At 43.5% G+C, this 19,984-nt stretch carries 19 protein-coding genes; 9 read left to right on the plus strand and 10 right to left on the minus strand.

All coding sequences use genetic code 11. The features are described 5' to 3' along the window. Positions 1-75: 75 nt before the first annotated feature. Positions 76-447 carry a VOC family protein gene (locus CW735_RS12395; RefSeq protein ID WP_100972437.1) on the minus strand — a complete coding sequence of 124 codons (372 nt, stop codon included), beginning with the start codon at positions 445-447 and terminating at the stop codon, positions 76-78. Between the two features lie 556 nt (positions 448-1,003). Here CW735_RS12395 and CW735_RS12400 point away from each other — a divergent pair. The 6 genes from CW735_RS12400 (at position 1,004) to CW735_RS12425 (ending at position 4,468) form a co-directional block, all read left to right on the plus strand. Beyond that, on the plus strand, positions 1,004-1,393 hold the full coding sequence (locus CW735_RS12400) for an ACT domain-containing protein (RefSeq protein WP_071979267.1): 390 nt from the start codon (positions 1,004-1,006) through the stop codon (positions 1,391-1,393). Between the two features lie 2 nt (positions 1,394-1,395). After that, positions 1,396-1,899 (plus strand): PTS sugar transporter subunit IIA, encoded by a 504-nt coding sequence (locus CW735_RS12405; protein WP_232368280.1) that lies wholly within the window; start codon positions 1,396-1,398, stop codon positions 1,897-1,899. Between the two features lie 135 nt (positions 1,900-2,034). Beyond that, positions 2,035-2,382, plus strand: a complete 348-nt coding sequence (locus tag CW735_RS12410; protein WP_100972439.1) for an ArsC family reductase — start codon at positions 2,035-2,037, stop codon at positions 2,380-2,382. After that, positions 2,376-3,512, plus strand: coding sequence for a succinyl-diaminopimelate desuccinylase (gene dapE, locus CW735_RS12415; RefSeq protein WP_071979270.1), 1,137 nt, complete (start codon positions 2,376-2,378; stop codon positions 3,510-3,512). Before CW735_RS12410 ends, dapE begins: the two co-directional genes overlap by 7 nt. Next, positions 3,512-4,198, plus strand: a complete 687-nt coding sequence (locus tag CW735_RS12420) for a M15 family metallopeptidase (protein ID WP_100972441.1) — start codon at positions 3,512-3,514, stop codon at positions 4,196-4,198. The genes dapE and CW735_RS12420 overlap by 1 nt, the downstream gene beginning before the upstream one ends. 69 nt (positions 4,199-4,267) lie before the next feature. After that, a complete protein-coding gene (locus CW735_RS12425; RefSeq protein ID WP_071979272.1) occupies positions 4,268-4,468 on the plus strand; it encodes a DUF2897 family protein in 201 nt (66 codons plus the stop codon). A 241-nt stretch (positions 4,469-4,709) separates the two neighbouring features. Here the strand turns inward: CW735_RS12425 and CW735_RS12430 are convergent, their stop codons facing one another. From CW735_RS12430 to CW735_RS12470, 9 genes are all read right to left on the minus strand, one after another. Next, the gene (locus CW735_RS12430; RefSeq protein WP_071979274.1) at positions 4,710-5,036 is read right to left on the minus strand and encodes a heavy metal-binding domain-containing protein; all 327 of its coding nucleotides are present in this window, start codon (positions 5,034-5,036) and stop codon (positions 4,710-4,712) included. Positions 5,037-5,064: 28 nt separating this feature from the next. Next, a complete protein-coding gene (locus tag CW735_RS12435) occupies positions 5,065-5,469 on the minus strand; it encodes an HIT domain-containing protein (RefSeq protein ID WP_100972443.1) in 405 nt (134 codons plus the stop codon). Further along, a complete protein-coding gene (gene astE / locus CW735_RS12440) occupies positions 5,462-6,502 on the minus strand; it encodes a succinylglutamate desuccinylase (RefSeq protein WP_100972445.1) in 1,041 nt (346 codons plus the stop codon). Before astE ends, CW735_RS12435 begins: the two co-directional genes overlap by 8 nt. Before the next feature lie 229 nt (positions 6,503-6,731). Further along, positions 6,732-7,172, minus strand: a complete 441-nt coding sequence (locus CW735_RS12445) for an NfeD family protein (RefSeq protein WP_100972447.1) — start codon at positions 7,170-7,172, stop codon at positions 6,732-6,734. Positions 7,173-7,264: 92 nt separating this feature from the next. Beyond that, a complete protein-coding gene (locus CW735_RS12450; protein ID WP_071979279.1) occupies positions 7,265-8,206 on the minus strand; it encodes a slipin family protein in 942 nt (313 codons plus the stop codon). 278 nt (positions 8,207-8,484) lie between these two features. Next, positions 8,485-9,822, minus strand: coding sequence for a putative bifunctional diguanylate cyclase/phosphodiesterase (locus CW735_RS12455; protein ID WP_100972449.1), 1,338 nt, complete (start codon positions 9,820-9,822; stop codon positions 8,485-8,487). A 270-nt stretch (positions 9,823-10,092) separates the two neighbouring features. Beyond that, a complete protein-coding gene (locus tag CW735_RS12460) occupies positions 10,093-12,570 on the minus strand; it encodes a glycogen/starch/alpha-glucan phosphorylase (RefSeq protein ID WP_100972451.1) in 2,478 nt (825 codons plus the stop codon). A 221-nt stretch (positions 12,571-12,791) separates the two neighbouring features. Next, positions 12,792-14,444, minus strand: coding sequence for a phosphoglucomutase (alpha-D-glucose-1,6-bisphosphate-dependent) (pgm, locus tag CW735_RS12465; protein ID WP_100972453.1), 1,653 nt, complete (start codon positions 14,442-14,444; stop codon positions 12,792-12,794). 28 nt (positions 14,445-14,472) lie between these two features. Further along, the gene (locus CW735_RS12470) at positions 14,473-15,324 is read right to left on the minus strand and encodes a hypothetical protein (protein WP_100972455.1); all 852 of its coding nucleotides are present in this window, start codon (positions 15,322-15,324) and stop codon (positions 14,473-14,475) included. Between the two features lie 380 nt (positions 15,325-15,704). On the opposite strand from CW735_RS12470, the gene CW735_RS12475 reads away from it, so the two are divergent. From CW735_RS12475 to CW735_RS12485, 3 genes are all read left to right on the plus strand, one after another. Further along, positions 15,705-16,664, plus strand: a complete 960-nt coding sequence (locus tag CW735_RS12475) for an AAA family ATPase (protein WP_100973259.1) — start codon at positions 15,705-15,707, stop codon at positions 16,662-16,664. Positions 16,665-16,780: 116 nt separating this feature from the next. Continuing rightward, positions 16,781-17,788 (plus strand): DUF58 domain-containing protein, encoded by a 1,008-nt coding sequence (locus tag CW735_RS12480; RefSeq protein ID WP_157812687.1) that lies wholly within the window; start codon positions 16,781-16,783, stop codon positions 17,786-17,788. Then, positions 17,785-19,875: a transglutaminase family protein gene (locus CW735_RS12485; protein WP_232368281.1), complete on the plus strand. Its 2,091-nt coding sequence runs from the start codon at positions 17,785-17,787 to the stop codon at positions 19,873-19,875. The genes CW735_RS12480 and CW735_RS12485 overlap by 4 nt, the downstream gene beginning before the upstream one ends. The last annotated feature ends 109 nt before the right edge of the window (positions 19,876-19,984 follow it).

A 19,984-nucleotide genomic window follows, 5' to 3' on the forward strand; every position in this document is an offset into this window, starting at 1 on the left:
CGATAAAAGCGCTAGCCCTTGCGGCAAGGGCTTAATTTACGGCGAATGAAGTTTCATTCGCCGTTTTTTATTGTCTCATTCATCGCCATTTTCACTCCCCTTTTCATATAGCGCAAAGGGGGCGCCGGATGGGTCCAAGGCCACGCAAAAAAGGTCACTTCCGTGATGTTTCACGTCCCCTACTTGGGTTCCGCCTGCCTCTTTTAATGCGGCCAGTGATTTTTCTACACTATCAACGGTGAAATAATTAATCCAACCACCTGGTAGTTCGCTATTTACCCCTCGTTTATGGCAAATGCCTCCAATTGGCGTGCCGTCGGGCTTCATCATTACGTAGTCGCTGTATCCGCCCATATCTATCGCCTGTTTCTGCCATCCCATTACCGCCTCATAGAAATGCACTAACTCCTCTGCACAGTCAGTTGTAATATCACACCAATCAGCCATAACTCTTCCTTAATAAAATTTTGGATTTACGCATTTTTGTTTATCTTTGCTAATCTTTGCATATGTAGCGGCACAGCGAATATGCAGAGATATTTATTCAGTTTAGCTTATGTCACTAAAAGCGACTTATTTTGTTGTGTAAAAAGTTGCCCTCATTCATCAAATGTGGCTGTTATTTAGTGATCTGAACAAAAGGTATAAGGCCGAGTTGGAAAAGTTAAACAAGGGTGCATATTAACGGCACTTAGATCTTATCTGCTAACGCGCTTTTCGCTAAAGATTAGACATAATGTCAAGCAAAGAAATTGCAAAAAATATAAACATTTTTTATTTAAGTTGTAGACATAGCCTGTGGAAAATGCTTGTTAAACCGTTAATGTTATCCACTGAGCTTTTTTTGTACAGTTTATTTTTTTGTTTAATATCAACAAATTAAGAGAACACTCCAAACTACTCAACAAACTTATCCACAGATAAAGTGGATAACACGTGACACTTAATCACAGTTAATGGTTTAATGTGGATATGTTGAAGTATTCATATTTTTAGATAATCCATGCCTAAACAAACACTCTTCGTACACGACGAATTATTCACTATTCACAGTCTAGATCCAGACTCAAGCATTCCTTCGTCAGTGCTTAGTAGCCCTCTATTTTTTCTTGGAAAAACCGAAGACGAGCTCTCTATTGTGGTGCCAGAGTCTGTGGAAGTCGATTCTGTCGACCGCGACGAAAATTGGAGAGCATTAGAGTTGCTAGGCCCCCTTCACCTCTCTATGGTGGGTATTATGGCTGAACTTGGACAGGTTTTAGCCGCGGTAAAAGTCTCTATTTTTGTTGTGTCCACGTTCGACACCGACTTCTTTTTGGTAAAGGACAACAAACTTAGTGATGCTGTAAAAGCGCTTAAGAAAGCTGGTTATACCGTCAACGAGACCCCGTAACAGTGAAAAAAGGCCAGTTACTTTTTAGTGCACCTGACTCATACAGAAAGTCGTTTGATGTGTTAGCGCCAATGAGCGGACAGGTAAAACCGTTAAGTGCTGCCAGTGATAGCCTATATGCAAAGGGGTATTTTGGACCTGGAGCGGCAATCACATCACCATCGTCAAGTGTGAAAGCCCCTTTTAGCGGTATCTGCACTCGCGTTATCCCACTTGATTACGCTGTTGAAATTAAGTCGAGTGCAGGACTAAAGTGTTTGATCAAATACGGTAGCGATACCCATCAATTGCATGGCGCTCAATTTTCTTGCGCAATAAAGACAGGTGATACATTTAAAGCGGGTTCTCTATTATTTACCGTTAATTCTAGCTGGCTAAAGCAGCAAGGCGTCGAAAATATTTGTATAATGACCATATTAAACGCCCATGCATTACTTGGCGTAATGGCCACAGATAGAAAACACGTAGACGCTGTGGAAGATCCATTACTCACGCTATTCGTGTAGCCCCATGCTTGTTTAGCAATTTTTATGGGTTATTGGCATGGCTTAGCGACATGACTTAGCGGTGTAGCTCAGCGACATGGTTTAAATACGCACACGACACAAATAAACGGTTTTATAAGTACGGAATAGATATATATGAGCACTGTTATTTACGGCATTCCAAACTGCGATACAATTAAAAAAGCAAAAAAATGGTTAGCCGAACGGGATATTGAATTCACGTTTCACGACTATCGAAAAGAGGGCGCAGATTCAGAGTTTTTACAACGCGCCGAAGCACATCTTGGCTGGGAAGTAATGCTGAACAAACGCGGCACCACCTACAGGCAGCTTGATGAAGCAGAAAAAGCGACCATCGATAGAGAAAAAGCTCTGGCCCTGCTTGAACTTCACCCGGCCATGATTAAGCGCCCAATTATGGTTCACAACAATCAATTCCATATTGGTTTTAAACCTGCTCAATACGAGGAAATATTTTGTTAAACGATTCAGTCATCGACATTGCTAAAAATCTGATCAACCGCCGTTCGGTTACACCAGAAGACGCCGGTTGTCAGGACGCGATGAAAACATTTCTCGACGCTTTAGGTTTCAACAATGAGACCATGGTGTTCGATGACACAACAAATTTATGGTCGCGACGCAATACCGAAGGCCCACTGTTCTGTTTTGCAGGCCATACTGATGTTGTCCCAAGTGGACCTGAAAGTGCTTGGAAGACATCTCCTTTTGTCGCCACAGAAATAGACGGCTATCTGCATGGTCGTGGAGCCGCAGACATGAAAGGCAGCTTAGCAGCTATGCTGGTGGCTACCAGAGAGTTTGTGAATAAGTATCCCGATCACAAAGGCAGCATCGCATTTTTGATCACCAGCGATGAGGAAGGGCCATTTATCAATGGCACTACCCGCGTTATTGATACCCTTGAAGCGCGCAATGAAAAAATTGACTGGTGTTTAGTTGGCGAGCCATCTTCCACTGACCACGTTGGCGACATTGTGAAAAACGGTCGTCGAGGCTCGCTAACCGGCGACCTTATTGTTAAAGGTATACAGGGGCATGTTGCTTATCCTCATCTAGCCAAAAACCCTGTTCATATGGCCGCAGCTGCACTCGATGAACTAGCTTCTTCACACTGGGACAATGGTAACGATTTCTTCCCGCCCACCAGCTTTCAGATATCCAATATCCATGCTGGTACAGGCGCAGGTAATGTTATTCCCGGTGAAATGCACGTGTGTTTTAACTTCCGCTTTTCAACAGAAGTTACCAATGACATTCTCATAGAGCGCACCAAAGCCATCTTGGACAAACACGAGCTGGATTACGATATTAAGTGGACATTCAACGGGCAACCATTCCTTACCGACTCTGGCGCTTTACTTGAAGCCACTCAAGGCGCTATTGAAGCGGTAAAAGGCACGCCAACGGTGCTTTCAACTGCCGGCGGTACATCCGACGGTCGCTTTATTGCACCCACTGGAGCGCAAGTTATAGAGTTAGGCCCGGTTAACGCTACCATTCACAAAATAGATGAATGCGTAAAAATGTCAGATTTAGAACAACTCGCCGACATGTACTTCGGTATTTTAGAACGCCTGCTGGCTAACTAATGCCATCAAGTATTTTAAAGCAACAGTGGCTAGGCCAGCAAAACGACTACTTAGTAGACGCTGGCCATGGTCACTTTCTTCACCCTGATGTGAATGATGCTGTTAAGGCGATGCAGCAAAAAGCGCATTGTGACGGTATCGATTTACAAATAGTAAGCAGCTATAGAAGCTTCGACCGCCAACTGGCTATTTTTAATAGAAAATGGCAGGGGGACGCTGTGCTACGAGATGCTCAAGGTAACGAGCTTGTTTTTAGCGAGTTGTCTGACTCCCAAAAATTACAGGCTATTCTGACATGGTCTGCATTGCCTGGAGGCAGTCGTCATCATTGGGGTACCGATCTTGATGTCTACGACAGAACCTCTGTTCATCAATGGAGCGGTAGCTTTGAATTGGTAGAGCAAGAATATTTATCCGAAGGCCCTTGCTATGCGTTAGCGTGCTGGCTTGAGGATAATATGAATGAATTTGGCTTTTACCGCCCTTTCGAGAAAAATGTTGGTGGCGTGGCGCGAGAACCCTGGCATATTAGTTATAAAAGTGTGGCGTCAAACTTTGAGTTGGCTAGAAGTGAAAATGCATTAGCCGATGCCCTTACGCAAAGTGAGATTCTTGGCAAGGACATTATTTTAGGCCAACTGCCCTCGTTGTACCAACAATACGTGCTTAATAAGGGCGAAAGCTAGCCGCCTCTAATAACCTGTGAGTTGAGCATAATATTTCGCTGTCATAACTTTATAAACGGAGAACACTCAATGGACACAACATGGATAGTCTTAATTATTGTACTCGTGCTAGGTGTCATTGTTGGCAACATTACTCTGTTGAAGTACAGCGCAAAATTTAAATTCCCTACGCCATCAAAGCCCTTTGATAGCAATAAAAAGCAGGATGACGACAAGGCGAGTAAAAAAACGTCAAATGGGTTTGACGATGAAGATGATGACGAGTGGTAAATCTATCGTTTTTAAAAACAAAAAAGCGCAACATTCGATATGTCGCGCGTGTTAGCAATGTCACAACTATGCCATAGAATAAAACAAGACTTCGTTAAAAACAGGCATAGCGCTGGCTGCTTTTATCAATGCAGGCGTTTAACAGCTTGCTTTCCGGTGACAGGCTTTCCGGTGACAGGCTTTGCGGTGACAGGCTTTCCAGTATAAGACTTTCCAATAGAAAGCTTTCCAATATCAGGCTTTAAAGAGGCGAAGTTTTCACTGCGGTGCCGCTAATGCTCACCATAAGCATACTGCCTTTATCGCCAATAACTTGGTAATCTAGGTCGATACCCACCACTGCATTGGCTCCCATTGCTCTTGCTTCGTGCTCAATTTCACTAAACGCCAACTTTCTAGCCGTAGTAAGTTCTTCTTCGTATGAACCAGAGCGTCCGCCCACGATGTCTCTGATAGAAGCAAATAAGTCTTTAAATACATTGGCCCCCATTACCGCTTCGCCAACCACGATGCCGCAATATGCATCAATTTTCTGACCTTCAAGTGTAGGGGTTGTAGATATAATCATAGGTAACTCCATTTAATTTAGGTTTTATTCAGGATGTTAGTTTCAATTTTAATTTTGAAATTATCTCTGCAGCATCGCTTTCTTCATAGGCCACAGAACTCTGATTTCCCCATACGGGTTTAGGCCACGCCACGTCATTTTCAAAACGGGCAACATGATGCACGTGCAGTTGCCTAACTACGTTGCCAAGCGCTGCCACATTAAGCTTATAAGGTGAAAATAAGTTCTGCATTGCTTTAGATACTTTGGCAGACTCACTCAGCAGCATTTGTTGCTCTTGCTCGGTTAAATCAATTATTTCAGCCACGTCGTTTCTCATCGGCACTAAAATAAGCCATGGGAATTGACTGTCATTCATTAAAAGTACACGACTGAGCGTTAAATCGCAGACAAAAAATGTATCATTCTGTAACCGACTGTCTAATTCAAACATCAAGATCGTCCAGTTTTGTAGGCACTACCGTAAGCAGTGCTCGTTGGCCAATAGCCACTTTTGCATTAGGAAATACAATAGCTTCCCCGTCTACTTGGGCTGTATAGTCTGTGCCCGGCTCCGAGGCGAGAACGGTTCCTTTTGGATAACCCGTAAAGTTTGGCGTATCGTCGTCGAAATGCAGTGTAAACTCTTCTTGTTGTCTGTTTATCACTTGGTTAACCCGAAATATATCAAGCTCATCCATGTCCACTTGAGGCGAATAATCATTGCTGGTAATAAGAGAAACCAAAGCGTCTTTTGCTTCCTTAAAGCGACTCATATCGTTTTGCCCAAAAGGCTTTACCTTGCCAAGCTCTACCGTAAACGCATGAGCATTGTGGTAGAAAGAAGAGAAGTAACTAAATGTAGTTGTCGGGTTTTCTGAGAGAAGAATGGTTTTTACGCCGCACGCAGCAAGAAATGCAAGCTGACTTTTGCTGTGTTTTCTATCGTGAAGATACGGATACACCGCAAACTTCTCATTTTTAGACTCACGAATTGCAGTATGTAAATCGTAATGCAAACGTTCACCGTTTTGCTCGTTCTGCCTCGTGAAAAAGTCAGCTACTGCATCTTCAAGGGCTTTCGCACGCTTGCGTTCATCGTTTATCAGTCCCTCTCCTTCTGAGTGAGCTCCGCTAAATAAGCGGTTCATATTCTCTTGAACAAAGCGCTCTGCAATATCCATTGCAGGTAAGTTACCAAACAGAAAAAGCACATCGTGCGACAGGGAAAGTTGACCAGATAAAATACGCTGCACCAGCTCATCACATATTTCAATGGGCGCTGTCTCATTACCATGAACACCGCAAGATAATACTACTTTCTTCTTGCTCGTAGTGTTGCCTACGGGATGAAGTTGAATGATGCCCGGCGCAGTAATAATCACGCTTGTGCCATTGGCCAGTTCGAAGGTCGTTGGTGCTGAAAATAGAGAAGGCGATTGTCGGGATAAGGCGAGAAAGTTTCCGCCATCGATAAGTTGCTGCATAGTTAACCTACGTAATCAAGAATGCTAATAGTCTAACGACACCCTTAATTAAAAGCACGTTTTCGCGCGCAAAATCTGAGTATTAACAACATAGAAAGCGTAAAGAGCACTTCACCTAAAAGGCTGGCGAAAGCACTCTTTTTACTCACAATCTATTTTTATGAGCGTGCTCAGTTACATTTACTCATTGTGGTTTTACTAATTCTAGTTTTACTCATTTTGGCTTCTACTACTTTTTAGCGCTTACGATGAGTATACCTACCTCAACATCTTGAATGACAACGCTGGTGCCGGCCGCTAACTGCTCATCACTTTTTACTTTCCATGTTACTCCAGAATAATGCAACGATGATGGTTGAGCAGGCCCTACGTCTTGAGAAAGCTCTACAACATTGCCTATCAAGTCGCTCTTTACTTTGCGAGGCGCCCTATCTCGTTGAAGATATTTCATAGGTTTCCACAGTGCCACCATAAGAATGGAATCTAGCACAGATACCGCAATAAAAAGATTTAGTACACTGGGCTCAAAAACGCCCATATACACTAATGCAGAGGTGACTATTAAAGATAGCCCTAGTGTGAAAAGCAAAATAACTGAGAACCCTAGTAGCGATTCTAAAATCATTAATACCAAGCCTAATGCAAGGAGGTAGCTTTCTATATTTTCCATAATCCTATTTCCAAACAATACTTTGCGTAACGGGCCTTTGCATAACAAGGCTATCAATGGCAGAGCTTTTCATAACAAAAAGCTTCACGCAATTAATCAACTTTTTTGCCGAGCTTGTTCACAATTGACATGGCCTGCGCAACAACACTTCCTATTTCCGTTGAGCCGTCTGGCAGTAAAATTACTGAGCTCTCTTTAGCAATCTGTTCTTTTGCTTTAATAGCACCTTTTGCCAAGTCTAACTGCACGGCTTTTTGACCATCTTCAGTAGCAGCGGCCCTACCCACTGTTTCAATAGCTTCTGCATCGGCTTTAGCAACCTGAATTATCGCTTCGGCTTCACCTTGGGCTTTTAGAATTTGCTCTTCTTTCTCGGCTTGAGCTGCTAATACAATAGATTGCTTCTCACCTTCTGCGCGGTTGATAGCTGCTTGCCTGTCACCTTCCGACTCTAAGATTTGTGCTCTTTTAAGACGCTCGGCTTTCATTTGCTGTTCCATGGCATCAAGAACAGAGTTTGGCGGATTGATATCTTTTAATTCGTAACGTAGCACCTGAACGCCCCAGGGCGCTGCGGCGTCGTTAAGTGCAGAAACAATATTAGTGTTTAGTAAATCTCGCTCTTCAAAAGTTTTATCTAGCTCCATTTTACCCAGCTCTGAACGCATGGTGGTTTGAGCTAATTGCTTTACTGCGAAGGTATAATTTTCTACGCCATAGGTAGCTTTGTAAGGATCGACCACGCGAAAATAAAGTACACCGTCTACCGACAGCGTAATATTGTCTTTAGTAATGGCAGATTGTTCAGGAACGTCTTCGGCCTGCTCTTTTAAAGAGCGGTCTGCTGCAACCGTGTCGATAAATGGCACGATAAAGTTAAGCCCAGCTTCAAGAGTGGTATTGTACTTCCCAAAACGAGAGATAATGTAGGCTCTGTTTTGCGGTACAAACTTCACCGATGACTTGAGTAAAACCACCACAAGGATGAGTAAAAATGCCTGGTAGGAGAACAAGTAATTGAATACAACGTCCATATTTAAATTCCCTCAATGTTTACATTAGCTATTTAACTGAGCTAATTGTTTTTATTATTAAAATAAGAAATGAAGCACTTTTCAAGCTGTGCTTTATGGTAGTTTTTGCTTTAACAAGTTATACCACAGAAAAAGCGAAATGTGATAACCATACTCCACTCGCTTCCGTTTGTGGAACGAGCTCAAGCTGGTGTTTAAGAGAGTAAGTTAGCGAGTAAGTTAGAGCATTAGCGAGTCAAGTAACTAAAACTCAACAGAGAGGAGCTTCCGTTTGTTCTTTATGCCTGCTTCCTCGTTGGCGAGCTGCCTATAATCACTTCCTGCTGAGCCAAGGTCACAAATTTTTTCAACGGAACTGCTTTTGAGAACAAATATCCTTGCCCATCGGTAATACCAATGTCTCTTAAAATATGCAGCTGCTCAACGGTTTCAACACCTTCTGCTACCACTTTACAACCTTTAGCTTCGCCGATAATTTTAACAGCTTCTATTATCGCTCGGTTTACGCCTGCTTCCTCTAATTCCATAACAAAGGCTTTATCAATTTTAAGCGCATCGAGATGCAAGTCACGTATATAAGCTAGGTTAGAATATCCCTTACCAAAATCGTCAACAGATATAGAAATATCTAGGCTTCGTAATTCATCTAATTGCTTTTTAACCATTAATGAGTTTGAGAGCGCAATATCTTCTGTTAACTCAAGCTCTAATCGAGACATGGGAATATCGTAAGACTTACTAAGCATGTGTAACGTAGGAATAAGTTGGTTATCGTAAAGCTGCGTTGGCGATATATTCACCGATAGAGAAAGCTGAAGTTTCAATGCCTCAAACTCCGCCAGTGTTCTAAACGCTTGCTCGAGAGTCCAATAACCCAACTCATTCATCATGTTATAAGATTCAGCAGCTTCGATAAGCGGCCCGGGAAATAGCACACCATCAAGAGGATGGTTCCATCTGAGAAGACACTCAGCGCCCACAACTTGCAAGGTTTGTAAGTCTACTTTTGGCTGGTAATACAGTTCTAATTCGTTTTGGGATAGCGCACGCTTTAAGTCTGCTTTTAACGCAAGACTTCTTCCCGTGTCAGCTTTATCTTTTAATGCGAGTGAAAAGTAGTTTTCGTATTTGTTCTCTTTGGCTTGTTTTAATGCGGCCTCAGCACGAGAGACAAATGCAGTGATATCAAAACGCGGCGTATCAACTTCACTGTTTACCCAATGTGTGTCGTTGCTGCACACCACGCCCACATTAAAATCTGCCATAAATGCATTATCTTCGTAATGCATGGGTACTTTGAAGTGCTCTACAAGGTAATCGAATGAATAACGAAGCGACGCCTCGTTACTAACATTTGGGAACACAATCCCAAAAACATCACCGCTTATTCGGCCAATAGACACATCTTTGCCAAACAGCGATTGGATCCTATTCGCTATCTCAAGAAGAAACTGGTCGCCTACGGTGATCCCCAAACTGGTGGTTACATCAGAAAACCTCACAACATCAACGAGCATTAACGACAGCTCTGAACACTGTGAAGCGACTTTGGATACACTATCTATAAATGCGAATCTATTTGGGATAGTGGCCAGTGAAGTATGGGTTCGACTCATGAAGTTTCCTTGCGCTCAATGGCAACGAAGTACTAATACTAACTGCTTCTATAGAAACACTGCGCAACGTTTGTAGCAATGCCACTAACGTATAAATAAGCATACGAGGTTATACTTACGTATAGCTTACGAATACTTTATTCCATATCTGCGCAAAGTTGCGCTCTCTCGGTAACCCGATATTTATGAGTGTAGTCTAATTGCCGGCTACAAAATGAAAAAAGCCCGAAAATAATAACATTTTCGAGCTTTTTCGATGATGTATTGCGATTAGCCTTCGATCTTACACGGTGAAAGCTTCCATACACGCTCTACATAGTCTTTTATTGAGCGATCTGAGGTAAATTTACCCATTTTCGCCGTGTTGATAATGGCCATTTCAGCCCAACGCTCTTTATCTCTATAGGCGGCGTCTACTAGAGCTTGTGCATCAGAATAAGCTCTAAAGTCAGCCAACACCATGTACTGATCGCCGTGATCCAGTAGGCTCTGCTTAATAGAAACTAGTGCACCTGGCTTACCGGGAGTGAAGTAGTCTGTTTCTAACCAGTCAAGAACCGCTTTTATCTCTGCATCTTTGTAGTAATAGTCGTGAGGGTTATAACCCGCAGCTTTACGCTCATTCACTTCTTCAACAGTTAAGCCAAAGATAAAGATGTTTTCATCGCCTACTTCTTCGGCAATTTCAACGTTCGCGCCGTCTAATGTACCAATAGTCACCGCACCGTTAAGCGCAAGCTTCATATTACCTGTACCAGAGGCTTCTTTACCCGCTGTACTAATTTGCTCAGACACATCTGCAGCCGGAATCATCTTCTCTGCCAACGAAACGCGGTAGTTCGGTAAAAACGCCACTTTAAGCTTGTCGTTTACACGCGGATCGTTATTTATCTTTTCAGCCACTTTGTTGATGGCATAAATGATATCTTTTGCCAGCTTGTAGCCCGGAGCCGCTTTCGCACCAAAGATAAACACGCGAGGATGCATGTCATAATCTGGGTTTTCTAAGATTCGACGGTATAGAGCCATAATATAAAGAAGCGCTAGATGCTGTCGCTTGTACTCGTGCAGACGTTTAATTTGCACATCAAAAATAGCATTTACGTCAACTTCGATATCCAAAGACTTGCGAATTTCCTCTGCCAATAACTCTTTGTTCTCTAGCTTCACTTTCATGAACTGCTTTTGGAACGTTTTGTTTTTGGCAAACTTAGCTAAACCTTGAAGTTTATCTAAGTCCGTCGGCCAGTCATCACCAATTTTCTTGTCGATAAGCTTTGAAAGTTTTGGGTTACACGCTTTCAACCAACGACGTGGCGTAATACCGTTTGTCACGTTAGTTAACTTACCTGGATAAAGCTCATCAAACTCTGGGAAAAGAGAAGACTTGACTAGGCGAGAGTGCATTTCTGCCACGCCGTTAACCGCAAACGAACCGATAACCGATAGGTTACCCATACGTACCATCTTCTCACTGCCCTCTTCAATAATCGACAGCTTCGCTTTCATGGCATTGTCGCCAGGCCACTGCTTATCAACTTCAGCCATAAAGCGATGGTTAATTTCGTAAATAATTTCTAAGTGTCGCGGAAGGATTTTCTCAATCATTCGTGCAGGCCACTTTTCTAGTGCTTCAGGAAGCAAAGTATGGTTTGTGTAGGCGAATACTTTAGTACAAATTGCCCACGCGTCGTCCCAATTAAGTTCGGCGCGATCCACAAGAATGCGCATTAATTCAGGGATTGAAATGGCTGGGTGAGTATCGTTAAGCTGAATAACAACTTGATCAGCAAAGCGGCTCCAGTCATCTCCATGCGCGCGCTTATAACGGCGAATGATGTCTTTTAGTGAGCATGAGCTGAAGAAGTATTGTTGAATAAGACGAAGCTCTTTACCGGCTTCGGTTTCATCATTCGGATACAATACTTTAGAGATAGTTTCTGCTTGCACGTTTTCACGTTGTGCATCTACATAACCACCTGCATTGAATACATCCCAGTTAAAGTAACCTGATGCTTCAGACTGCCACAAACGCAATACGTTAACGGTTTTACCTTCGTAACCAACAACCGGAATATCCCATGGCACACCCTTAACAATCGAACCAGGGTGCCACTCTTTTACTACACGTCCGTTTTCACCGTATTTAGTTTCTACGTAACCGTATAGTGAAATTTCTTGAGTAGATTCTGGGCGACAAATTTCCCATGGATTGCCGTAATCTCGCCAGCTATCAGGACGCTCAATTTGCGCGCCACTCTTAATTTCCTGACGAAACAGACCGTGCTCGTAGTGAATACCATAGCCAATTGCAGGCATTTCCATCGTTGCCAGTGAGTCGATAAAGCACGCTGCTAAGCGGCCTAAACCACCGTTTCCTAGCGCCATATCCGGCTCTTCTTCCAGCACGTCTGAAATTTCTACACCCAGCTCTTTTAATGCTTCGCTTGCAACTTCAAACAGACCAAAGTTTTGCAGGTTGTTCGATAGCAAACGCCCCATTAAAAACTCAGCAGAGAAATAATGTACTGCACGCGTGTCGTTTAAATAGTGAGACTTTTGAGTTTTACGCAGCCCCTCTAATACTTGTTGCTGCATAGCGGCACACGTTGCTTTCCACCATGCGTGGTTGTTTGCTTTGTTTTCGTCGGTGCCCAACGAACAATGAAGATGGTTTATGACCGCAGCCTTAAATTCAGACTTGTCAATTTTTTGAGAGGTTTGCGTCTTTGCCGCTTTTGCATTCATATTGCGTCTCACTCTTAGGTTAAACGGTGCTCATGCACCCTCTAAAACGTAATTTAATTACAGCTTACGTCAATAATATGACAGTAATATATCAATACTTAAACGATTATGTTGTTATTATTTTGTAAACAAAACAAAAAAACGCATGAATTCGTATGCATTCATGCGTTTTTTAACATTTAAATTACATTTAAAGCTAAAAGCAGTTTAATTTTTAAGCGCTAACCGATAATTTTACCTACTAACGCTTCGGCCTCTTCAATTAAGTTCTGTAAGTGAGTTTCACCTTTAAAGCTTTCTGCGTATATTTTATATATTTGCTCGGTACCTGAAGGACGCGCAGCGAACCAGCCATTTTCAGTCGATACTTTCACACCACCAATAGCTGCGTTATTACCAGGTGCGTGAGTTTGTATGGATACAATGGGCTCTCCCGCCAGCATATCGTTGGTTACAACAGAGGCATCCATTGCCGATAGTTTTTGTTTTTGCTCTAGGGTGGCGGCAACATCGACACGGTTATAAACGGGAGCAGAGAATTGTTCTGTTAAAGCAATATAGTGCTCGCCTGGGTCTTTACCCGTTACCGCTAAAATTTCAGCGGCGAGTAAGCAAAGAATGAAGCCATCTTTGTCAGTTGCCCAAGTGTCACCATTTCTCTCTAGAAAAATGCCTCCGGCACTTTCTTCGCCCGCAAAGCCAATGTGGCTATTGGCTAGTCCGTCTACAAACCACTTAAAGCCAACGGGCATTTCTGCCAACGGTCTGCCTAAACTTTTCGCTACGCGGTCAATCATGCTGCTAGATACTAAGGTTTTGCCTATTTTAAGTGAAGCTGGCCACTCGGTGCGGTGGGTGTATAAATAATTAATGGCCACAGCAAGATAATGATTGGGGTTCATCAGCCCTACGCTCTTACACACAATGCCGTGTCTGTCGAAGTCTGGATCGTTGCCCCACGCTAAATCAAAGTTATCTTTCAGTTCAATAAGTCCAGCCATGGCGTAAGCAGAAGAGCAGTCCATGCGCAGCTTGCCGTCTTTATCTCTTCGCATAAAACCAAACTGGGGGTCTACACTGTCGTTGACCACTTCAATTTTGATACCGTATTTTTCGCTTATACGCGACCAATAGCCTATGCCTGCCCCGCCGAGCGGGTCTGTACCCAACGTGAGGTTTGCTTTAGCAATCGCTTCCATATCGATAACCTTCGCTAAGTCATCAATATAGGGTTCCATGAAGTCTTCTTCGCGAACAAGCTTGCGCTCGCGGGCATTTAAAATATCAATTCTTTTAACGTCTTTGTTTCCATCGGCAATAAGCGCATTGGCTCTGTCTTGGATGAGTTTGGTCACATCGCTGTCGGCTGGACCGCCGTGGGGAGGATTATATTTAAATCCACCATCTGAAGGCGGGTTGTGTGATGGCGTAATTACAATGCCGTCAGCCTGATGTTCCGTGTTATCTCGGTTATAGCGTATTATAGTGCGAGAAATAACCGGCGTTGGTGTATAGCCCAAGCTTGCATTATCACTTCGTTGAACAACAACATCGACACCATTGGCGCAAAGTACTTCTATTGCAGTCACCATAGCGGGTTCAGAAAGTGCATGGGTGTCTTTCCCTATATATAAAGGCCCCGTTATTCCCTCTTGCTGTCTGTACTCAACCAACGCTTGGCATATGGCACTGATATGGGTATCGGTAAAAGTACAGTTTGACGCTGTACCTCTATGACCAGACGTACCGAAGGATACGCCTTGACCAGCCTCGCGAATATCAGGTTTAAAGCTATAGTACTGACTTACCAGTTGCGCAACGTTAATAAGCTGTTCTTTTGCCGCAGGCTGTCCAGCTTGAGGGTGTAATGCCATGTTTTAGTCCTTTATGATATAGGGTCGATTATTTGCCTTCAGAAGAGAAACGAGAGATCACGCTGTCGATAACTTCTGGTGAATAGCCTAACTGACGCAAGACCTGTTCCAACATACTCACTTTTTTAGCGGTGTTGTTATTGGTTACTACCCAATAAGAACTGTCTGGTATCGCTTTGGGATTGGTGCTACTGCCATTCTCGAGCAAGGCTTCTTTGCTTGTTGCGAAATAGGTTCTATTTTTGCCCTTAATTGATTCTACGCGCTCGAAGCTATCTGCATTAAGTTTGTGCGCTGCACTTAAAACGAACAAGAATTGATCTACTCGTTTTGTGAATGTAGACAATGCGCTTTTAGATACCAGAGTTAAAATATCGTCTTTATCATGAGCTTGTGCAGCGCTGCTTGCTTCACTATCGGCATTCTCGTTAACTGGTGCTGCAGATGTTACCGCTGCTTTTGCCGAGGCTGCCTTTTTCACCGGAGATTGCTTCGCTCTGCTCGTTGAAGAGGAGGTTGCTGACGTGCTAGTGCTCGCATCATCTTGAGCTGCGCCTGCAGTCGATTTACGTTGTCTGGTTACTGTGGCTTTTTCGGTAGCCGTATTTGAGATGGCGGTTGCAGAAGGCACTTGTTTTTGAGTTGTTGATACTTCTACCTTTTTATCCGCTTCAGCACTTTGCGAAGCACTCGCATTCTTTACTGAGCTGTTTGCTGTATTGTTTGCCAAAGATGCCGCTGGCGTTTTAACGCTGTGCAGTGCTGCCCCGTCTTCGGGTAACAGTAAACGTCTTAAAATTTGCGATGCACTCTCACCAATATGCTTTGTTTGACTGGCGATAAAGGCATATAAATCATCATCTATTTCAATGCTTTTCATAACTACTTCCTTTTTTAGATGCACCATTATAGACAACCCAGAATAACTACGCAGCACAAAATGCCACTTAATATGTAAGCAGCCAAGTAATGAGCAAATATACTTGGGTATTAAAGCACAGCAGAATCTACTATGCCGACATTGCTAGAATTAAACTATGCGGCTTTTAATAGACTGAACTAAAAAACAATTCTGGTTCATTTATGAGAATGCAACGACAACAAAGCGCCCCAAAAAGTAATAAGAAGCTACAACAGCACTATTGCGCTTTAATGAAGGCAGGCACGTAACAGTAAATAATAGCTGCAATTATGTGCTTTAATTCAAGCATGTTTAATGAAGTAGGCAATCCACAACAATTAACCTTAAGTGATAATGCAATGCGTTTAGATATTGAAGAAATTTTACAGGCTTTAGGTGAAAAAATAATTGGCAAACAGCACCAACTCAAGCTGGCGCTTACCTGTTTGCTCTCAAACGGCCACCTGCTTATTGAGGATTTACCAGGCATGGGGAAAACCACCCTATCTCATGCGCTTTCCCAAGTATTCGGGTTACAATATTCACGCATTCAGTTTACTTCAGACTTGCTTCCTTCCGACATGCTAGGGGTTAATATTTTCCACACTGGCGAGGCCGATACCGATAAACAATTTACTTTTCGCCACGGCCCTATTTTTAGTCAAGTGGTGCTGGCCGACGAGCTAAACAGAGCAAGTCCTAAAACCCAGAGTGCCTTACTTGAAGCTATGGAAGAGCGCCAGGTCAGTATAGATGGCACGACTCACTCTCTGCCCTCGCCTTTTTTCGTTATAGCGACTCAAAACCCAAGTTCTCAGTCGGGCACATATCCGCTGCCAGAATCTCAGCTCGACAGGTTTTTCATGCGTATATCGTTAGGTTACCCAGAGTGGGATGCCGAAAAAGCTATGCTGAAACAATCTAATGCTTCAACCGCACTTTCACAGATATTAGATGAAAGGAGTCTTACGGCGCTTCAAAAAAGTGTTGATGACGTGCACGCCAGTGATGCGCTTATCAATTACATTTTGATGCTGGTTAATGAAAGTAGAAGTAACAGCGCTTACCCCAACCCGCTCTCGCCACGAGCCAGTAGAGCGCTTTTGCAAGGAGCAAAAGCCTGGGCCTTTATTTCCAACAAGGCGTTTGCAACCCCGGATGATGTACAAGCGGTATTTACGGCCATTACCGCTCACAGACTAACGTCATCATCACAGCATCAAGGCACTGGCTTTGATAACAGCACTTACGCGAGAGAGTCTGCTGGCGAAACGCTCAGTAAAAAACTGCTTGAAAGCATCGATCCTCTGGCGGCTTGATAAGGTGAGTAAGGTTAATAACGGTGTCTAACGCGGCGAAGCACGAATTCAAGCAAAAGCAAAATACGAGTGTAAGAGCACGGCTTTCTCAACGTAGGAAAGCAATCTTATCAACAATGCTTTCAAGATGGTTAGATAAGCGAATTCCGCCAGCCTCACAGCACAGCCTTACCTTGAATTCCATTTTTGTATTACCCACTGGCTTTGGCTGGTCGTTTATTGTTATGGCGCTTTGTCTGTTTTTATTGGGCACGAATTATCAAAACAATCTTATGGTATTGCTGAGCTATATTTTACTGAGTGTGATGCTTCTTACGCTATTTTACACTCATCAAAACTTTGCCCGCCTGGCGGTAAAATCCCAGCCAACAGCCCCTTTTCATTGCCATCAAACAGGTACATTTCAGCTTGTTGTCATTAAGCATTACGCACAGCAAGACAAACCGTGCAAAGGTAATTTAGTTGCAAGGTGGTTAGACACAAAAGAGCACGTGTCTTTTATTCTTAACGCCGAAGAAAAATCTCAACAACGGCTCTCAGTACCCATTAAAAGAAGCAAAAGGGGTAAATATTCATTACCTAGACTTACCCTTGCCTGCGATTTTCCACTGGGTTTGTTTAAATGCTGGACACACCTCGACTTTGATGCAGATATATTGGTTTACCCTAAACCACTGCAAGATGAGGCAATACAAGTCGCCTTACCTTTTGATGAGTCAGAGCAAAGTAAAAACGATACAACAACCTCTAGCCATAGCAGTACAGACTTTCATAGCCTGAGTGACTATAAAGCAGGAGAGCCGCTCAACCGGGTGGTCTGGAAGCAAGTTGCTAAAAGCGGTGACTGGGTAGTTAAACAGTTTTCAGATCCTATTAACGAAAAATATTATCTTTCTGTAGATAACCAAATAGACGTTGAGCGGGCTATCAGTATTCTCACCCATCATGTTATTGAGCAGAGTAAAAATGGTAATCAGTTTGGCTTGCAGTATCGCTCTATCGATATTAGCCCCCATTATGGAGACAGCCATACTCATCAATGCTTAAAAGCACTGTCACTTCTGAATTTACCACAGCGCACCTATCCAAATGACACCTTCTCAGCAGAGGCAGCGTCATCGTGATAGCGCTTTTAAAGCCTTCGGCGCTATCATCTCACAAGCCTATTTCATATTTCATGCTGGCTATTGCGTACGGAGTATTGCTACTTACACTAACCGAAGAGTTGATGATATGGGTAATCATATTGGGATTGTGCGCCATTGTTGTTCGCACTGTCTCTTTTGAAAAGAGCAGTCATTTGCCCAATGCTCGCACCGTTAACTTGCTCGCAGTGTTATCTTTGTTTGCGCTTACATGGTTTGGCTTTTCAATAGGCTTGCTTAACAGCATGATTAATCTGCTGGCTATCGCATTTGCCCTTAAACTTATGCTGCTAGATAGCAAACGAGACTTCCACCTTCTTTTTTGTACCAGCCTCTTTCTTATTGGCTGCGGCTTTATTTCAGCGCTCAGTGTTATTGCATGGCTAGGGTATCTTGGAGTTTTGCTATTTTTATTGCTCTCCCTTGCCTATTACCATGGCCCGATAACCCCGCTTAAAAGTAGCGCTAAATTTGTAGGCACTTTGGTTGTTCAATCTATTCCCATTGCTGCATTACTGTTTTTGGTGATGCCTCAACTGCCGCCGCTGTGGCAAATGCCCACGTCCAAGTCTCAGCAAACGGGTCTGTCAGACACAGTAACGCCCGGAGACATAGCGTCACTGGCAAAATCATCAGAGCTCGCGTTCACTGCCACTTTTCCATCAGCGAGCGCCGTTCCAGAGCCTCAACAGCGCTACTGGCGTGCCCTGGTTATGGAAGACTTTAATGGCAAAACATGGTCAATAAGTCAAAAACGCAAGCAGGCAGAAAGACAGCTTGCAACTATGCGGCGTACGCCTCCTCTTGTACGTCTTGCCAATACTGCCGAAAGTGAAGAAAGCGATGAAAGCAGTGTAAGCGAGACAAAAAGCTATGAAATGATTGTTGAACCCACAAAGCAAAACTGGCTGTTTGCTCTGGAGTTATCCGCGCCCAATAATGGAAAAAATAACATTACGGTTAATGCGCAGTTCGACTACACCCTACGGACATCGACGCCACTTATGAGCAAAAAGTCGTTTTACTTCGATTACCTACCCACTGCGCCGGTAACCAACCCGGTTGGCGAATTTGAGCGGCAGTTGAATAGCTTATTGCCAGCAACATCTAACCAAGAAACTCGCCAGTGGGTAAGCAACCTTAAACAAGCGAACCCAACGCCCAAGGGGTTAGCATCAGCCATAATGAACTACTTCAAACAACAGGGCTTTACCTACACGCTAGAGCCTAACGCGATGCCGGTAGACCCTATCGATAGATTTATATTTGAAGAAAAAGCCGGATTTTGTGCTCATTACGCCAGTGCCATGACGTTTGCACTGCGAGCAGGCGGTGTGCCAGCCCGAATGGTGACAGGTTATCAGGGAGGTGAGCAACTAGACGATAACGTGTTGCAAGTAAGACAATACGACGCGCATGCGTGGGTGGAAGCGTTAATAGACGATACCTGGGTGCGCTACGACCCCACCAGCATGGTAGCGCCTTCGCGTTTGCAGTATGGCATTGAGCAGGCTTTAGCTGAATTTGGTGAAAAGCGTACCGACGGACTGTTAGGTGATTTGCGGGAAGGAGCGCTATTTACTACGCTGCAAAACTGGATGCGGCAGATGGATTATCAATGGAGTAAGTGGATTTTAGGATTCGATGCAAACAAGCAAAAAGACTTACTTGAAGACTTATTAGGCCAAATCACGACAAAGAAAATGACCGCAGTATTTCTGGCTACCTTGAGCATTGTAGGCGTTATATTGCTGGTGTATTTCTTTCCTATCCAGCGCCAGTCTACCCTGCCTAAGTATCACCGTATTTATCTTAACGCTTTGTCAGCCATTGAAAAACATAGCGGCGTTGAAAGGCAATATTTAAGCCCTCGGGAATATCTCAACAAGGTCTCTTCGCATTTAAATGAAAATACTCAAAAGATCCTTAGTGAAATGACGTTGCTCTTTATCGAGAGTAGTTACAGCCGTGAAGGTATTGGTGACGATAAAGCCAAGGTTACGTTGAAGATGAAACACCATAACCGCGCCTTGAAAAAATCTCTTCGCCAATATCGAGTAGGGTGAGGCTTGCGCCTCATCCCTCTCACAGAACCGTACGTACGGGCCTCGTATACGGCTCCTGCATACTTCATATCACTTGCTAAGTGACACAATGCTAATTTGCAATCTAGTA

The sequence above is a fragment of the Alteromonas sp. MB-3u-76 genome (assembly GCF_002831605.1).
Taxonomy (GTDB): Bacteria; Pseudomonadota; Gammaproteobacteria; order Enterobacterales; family Alteromonadaceae; genus Alteromonas; species Alteromonas hispanica.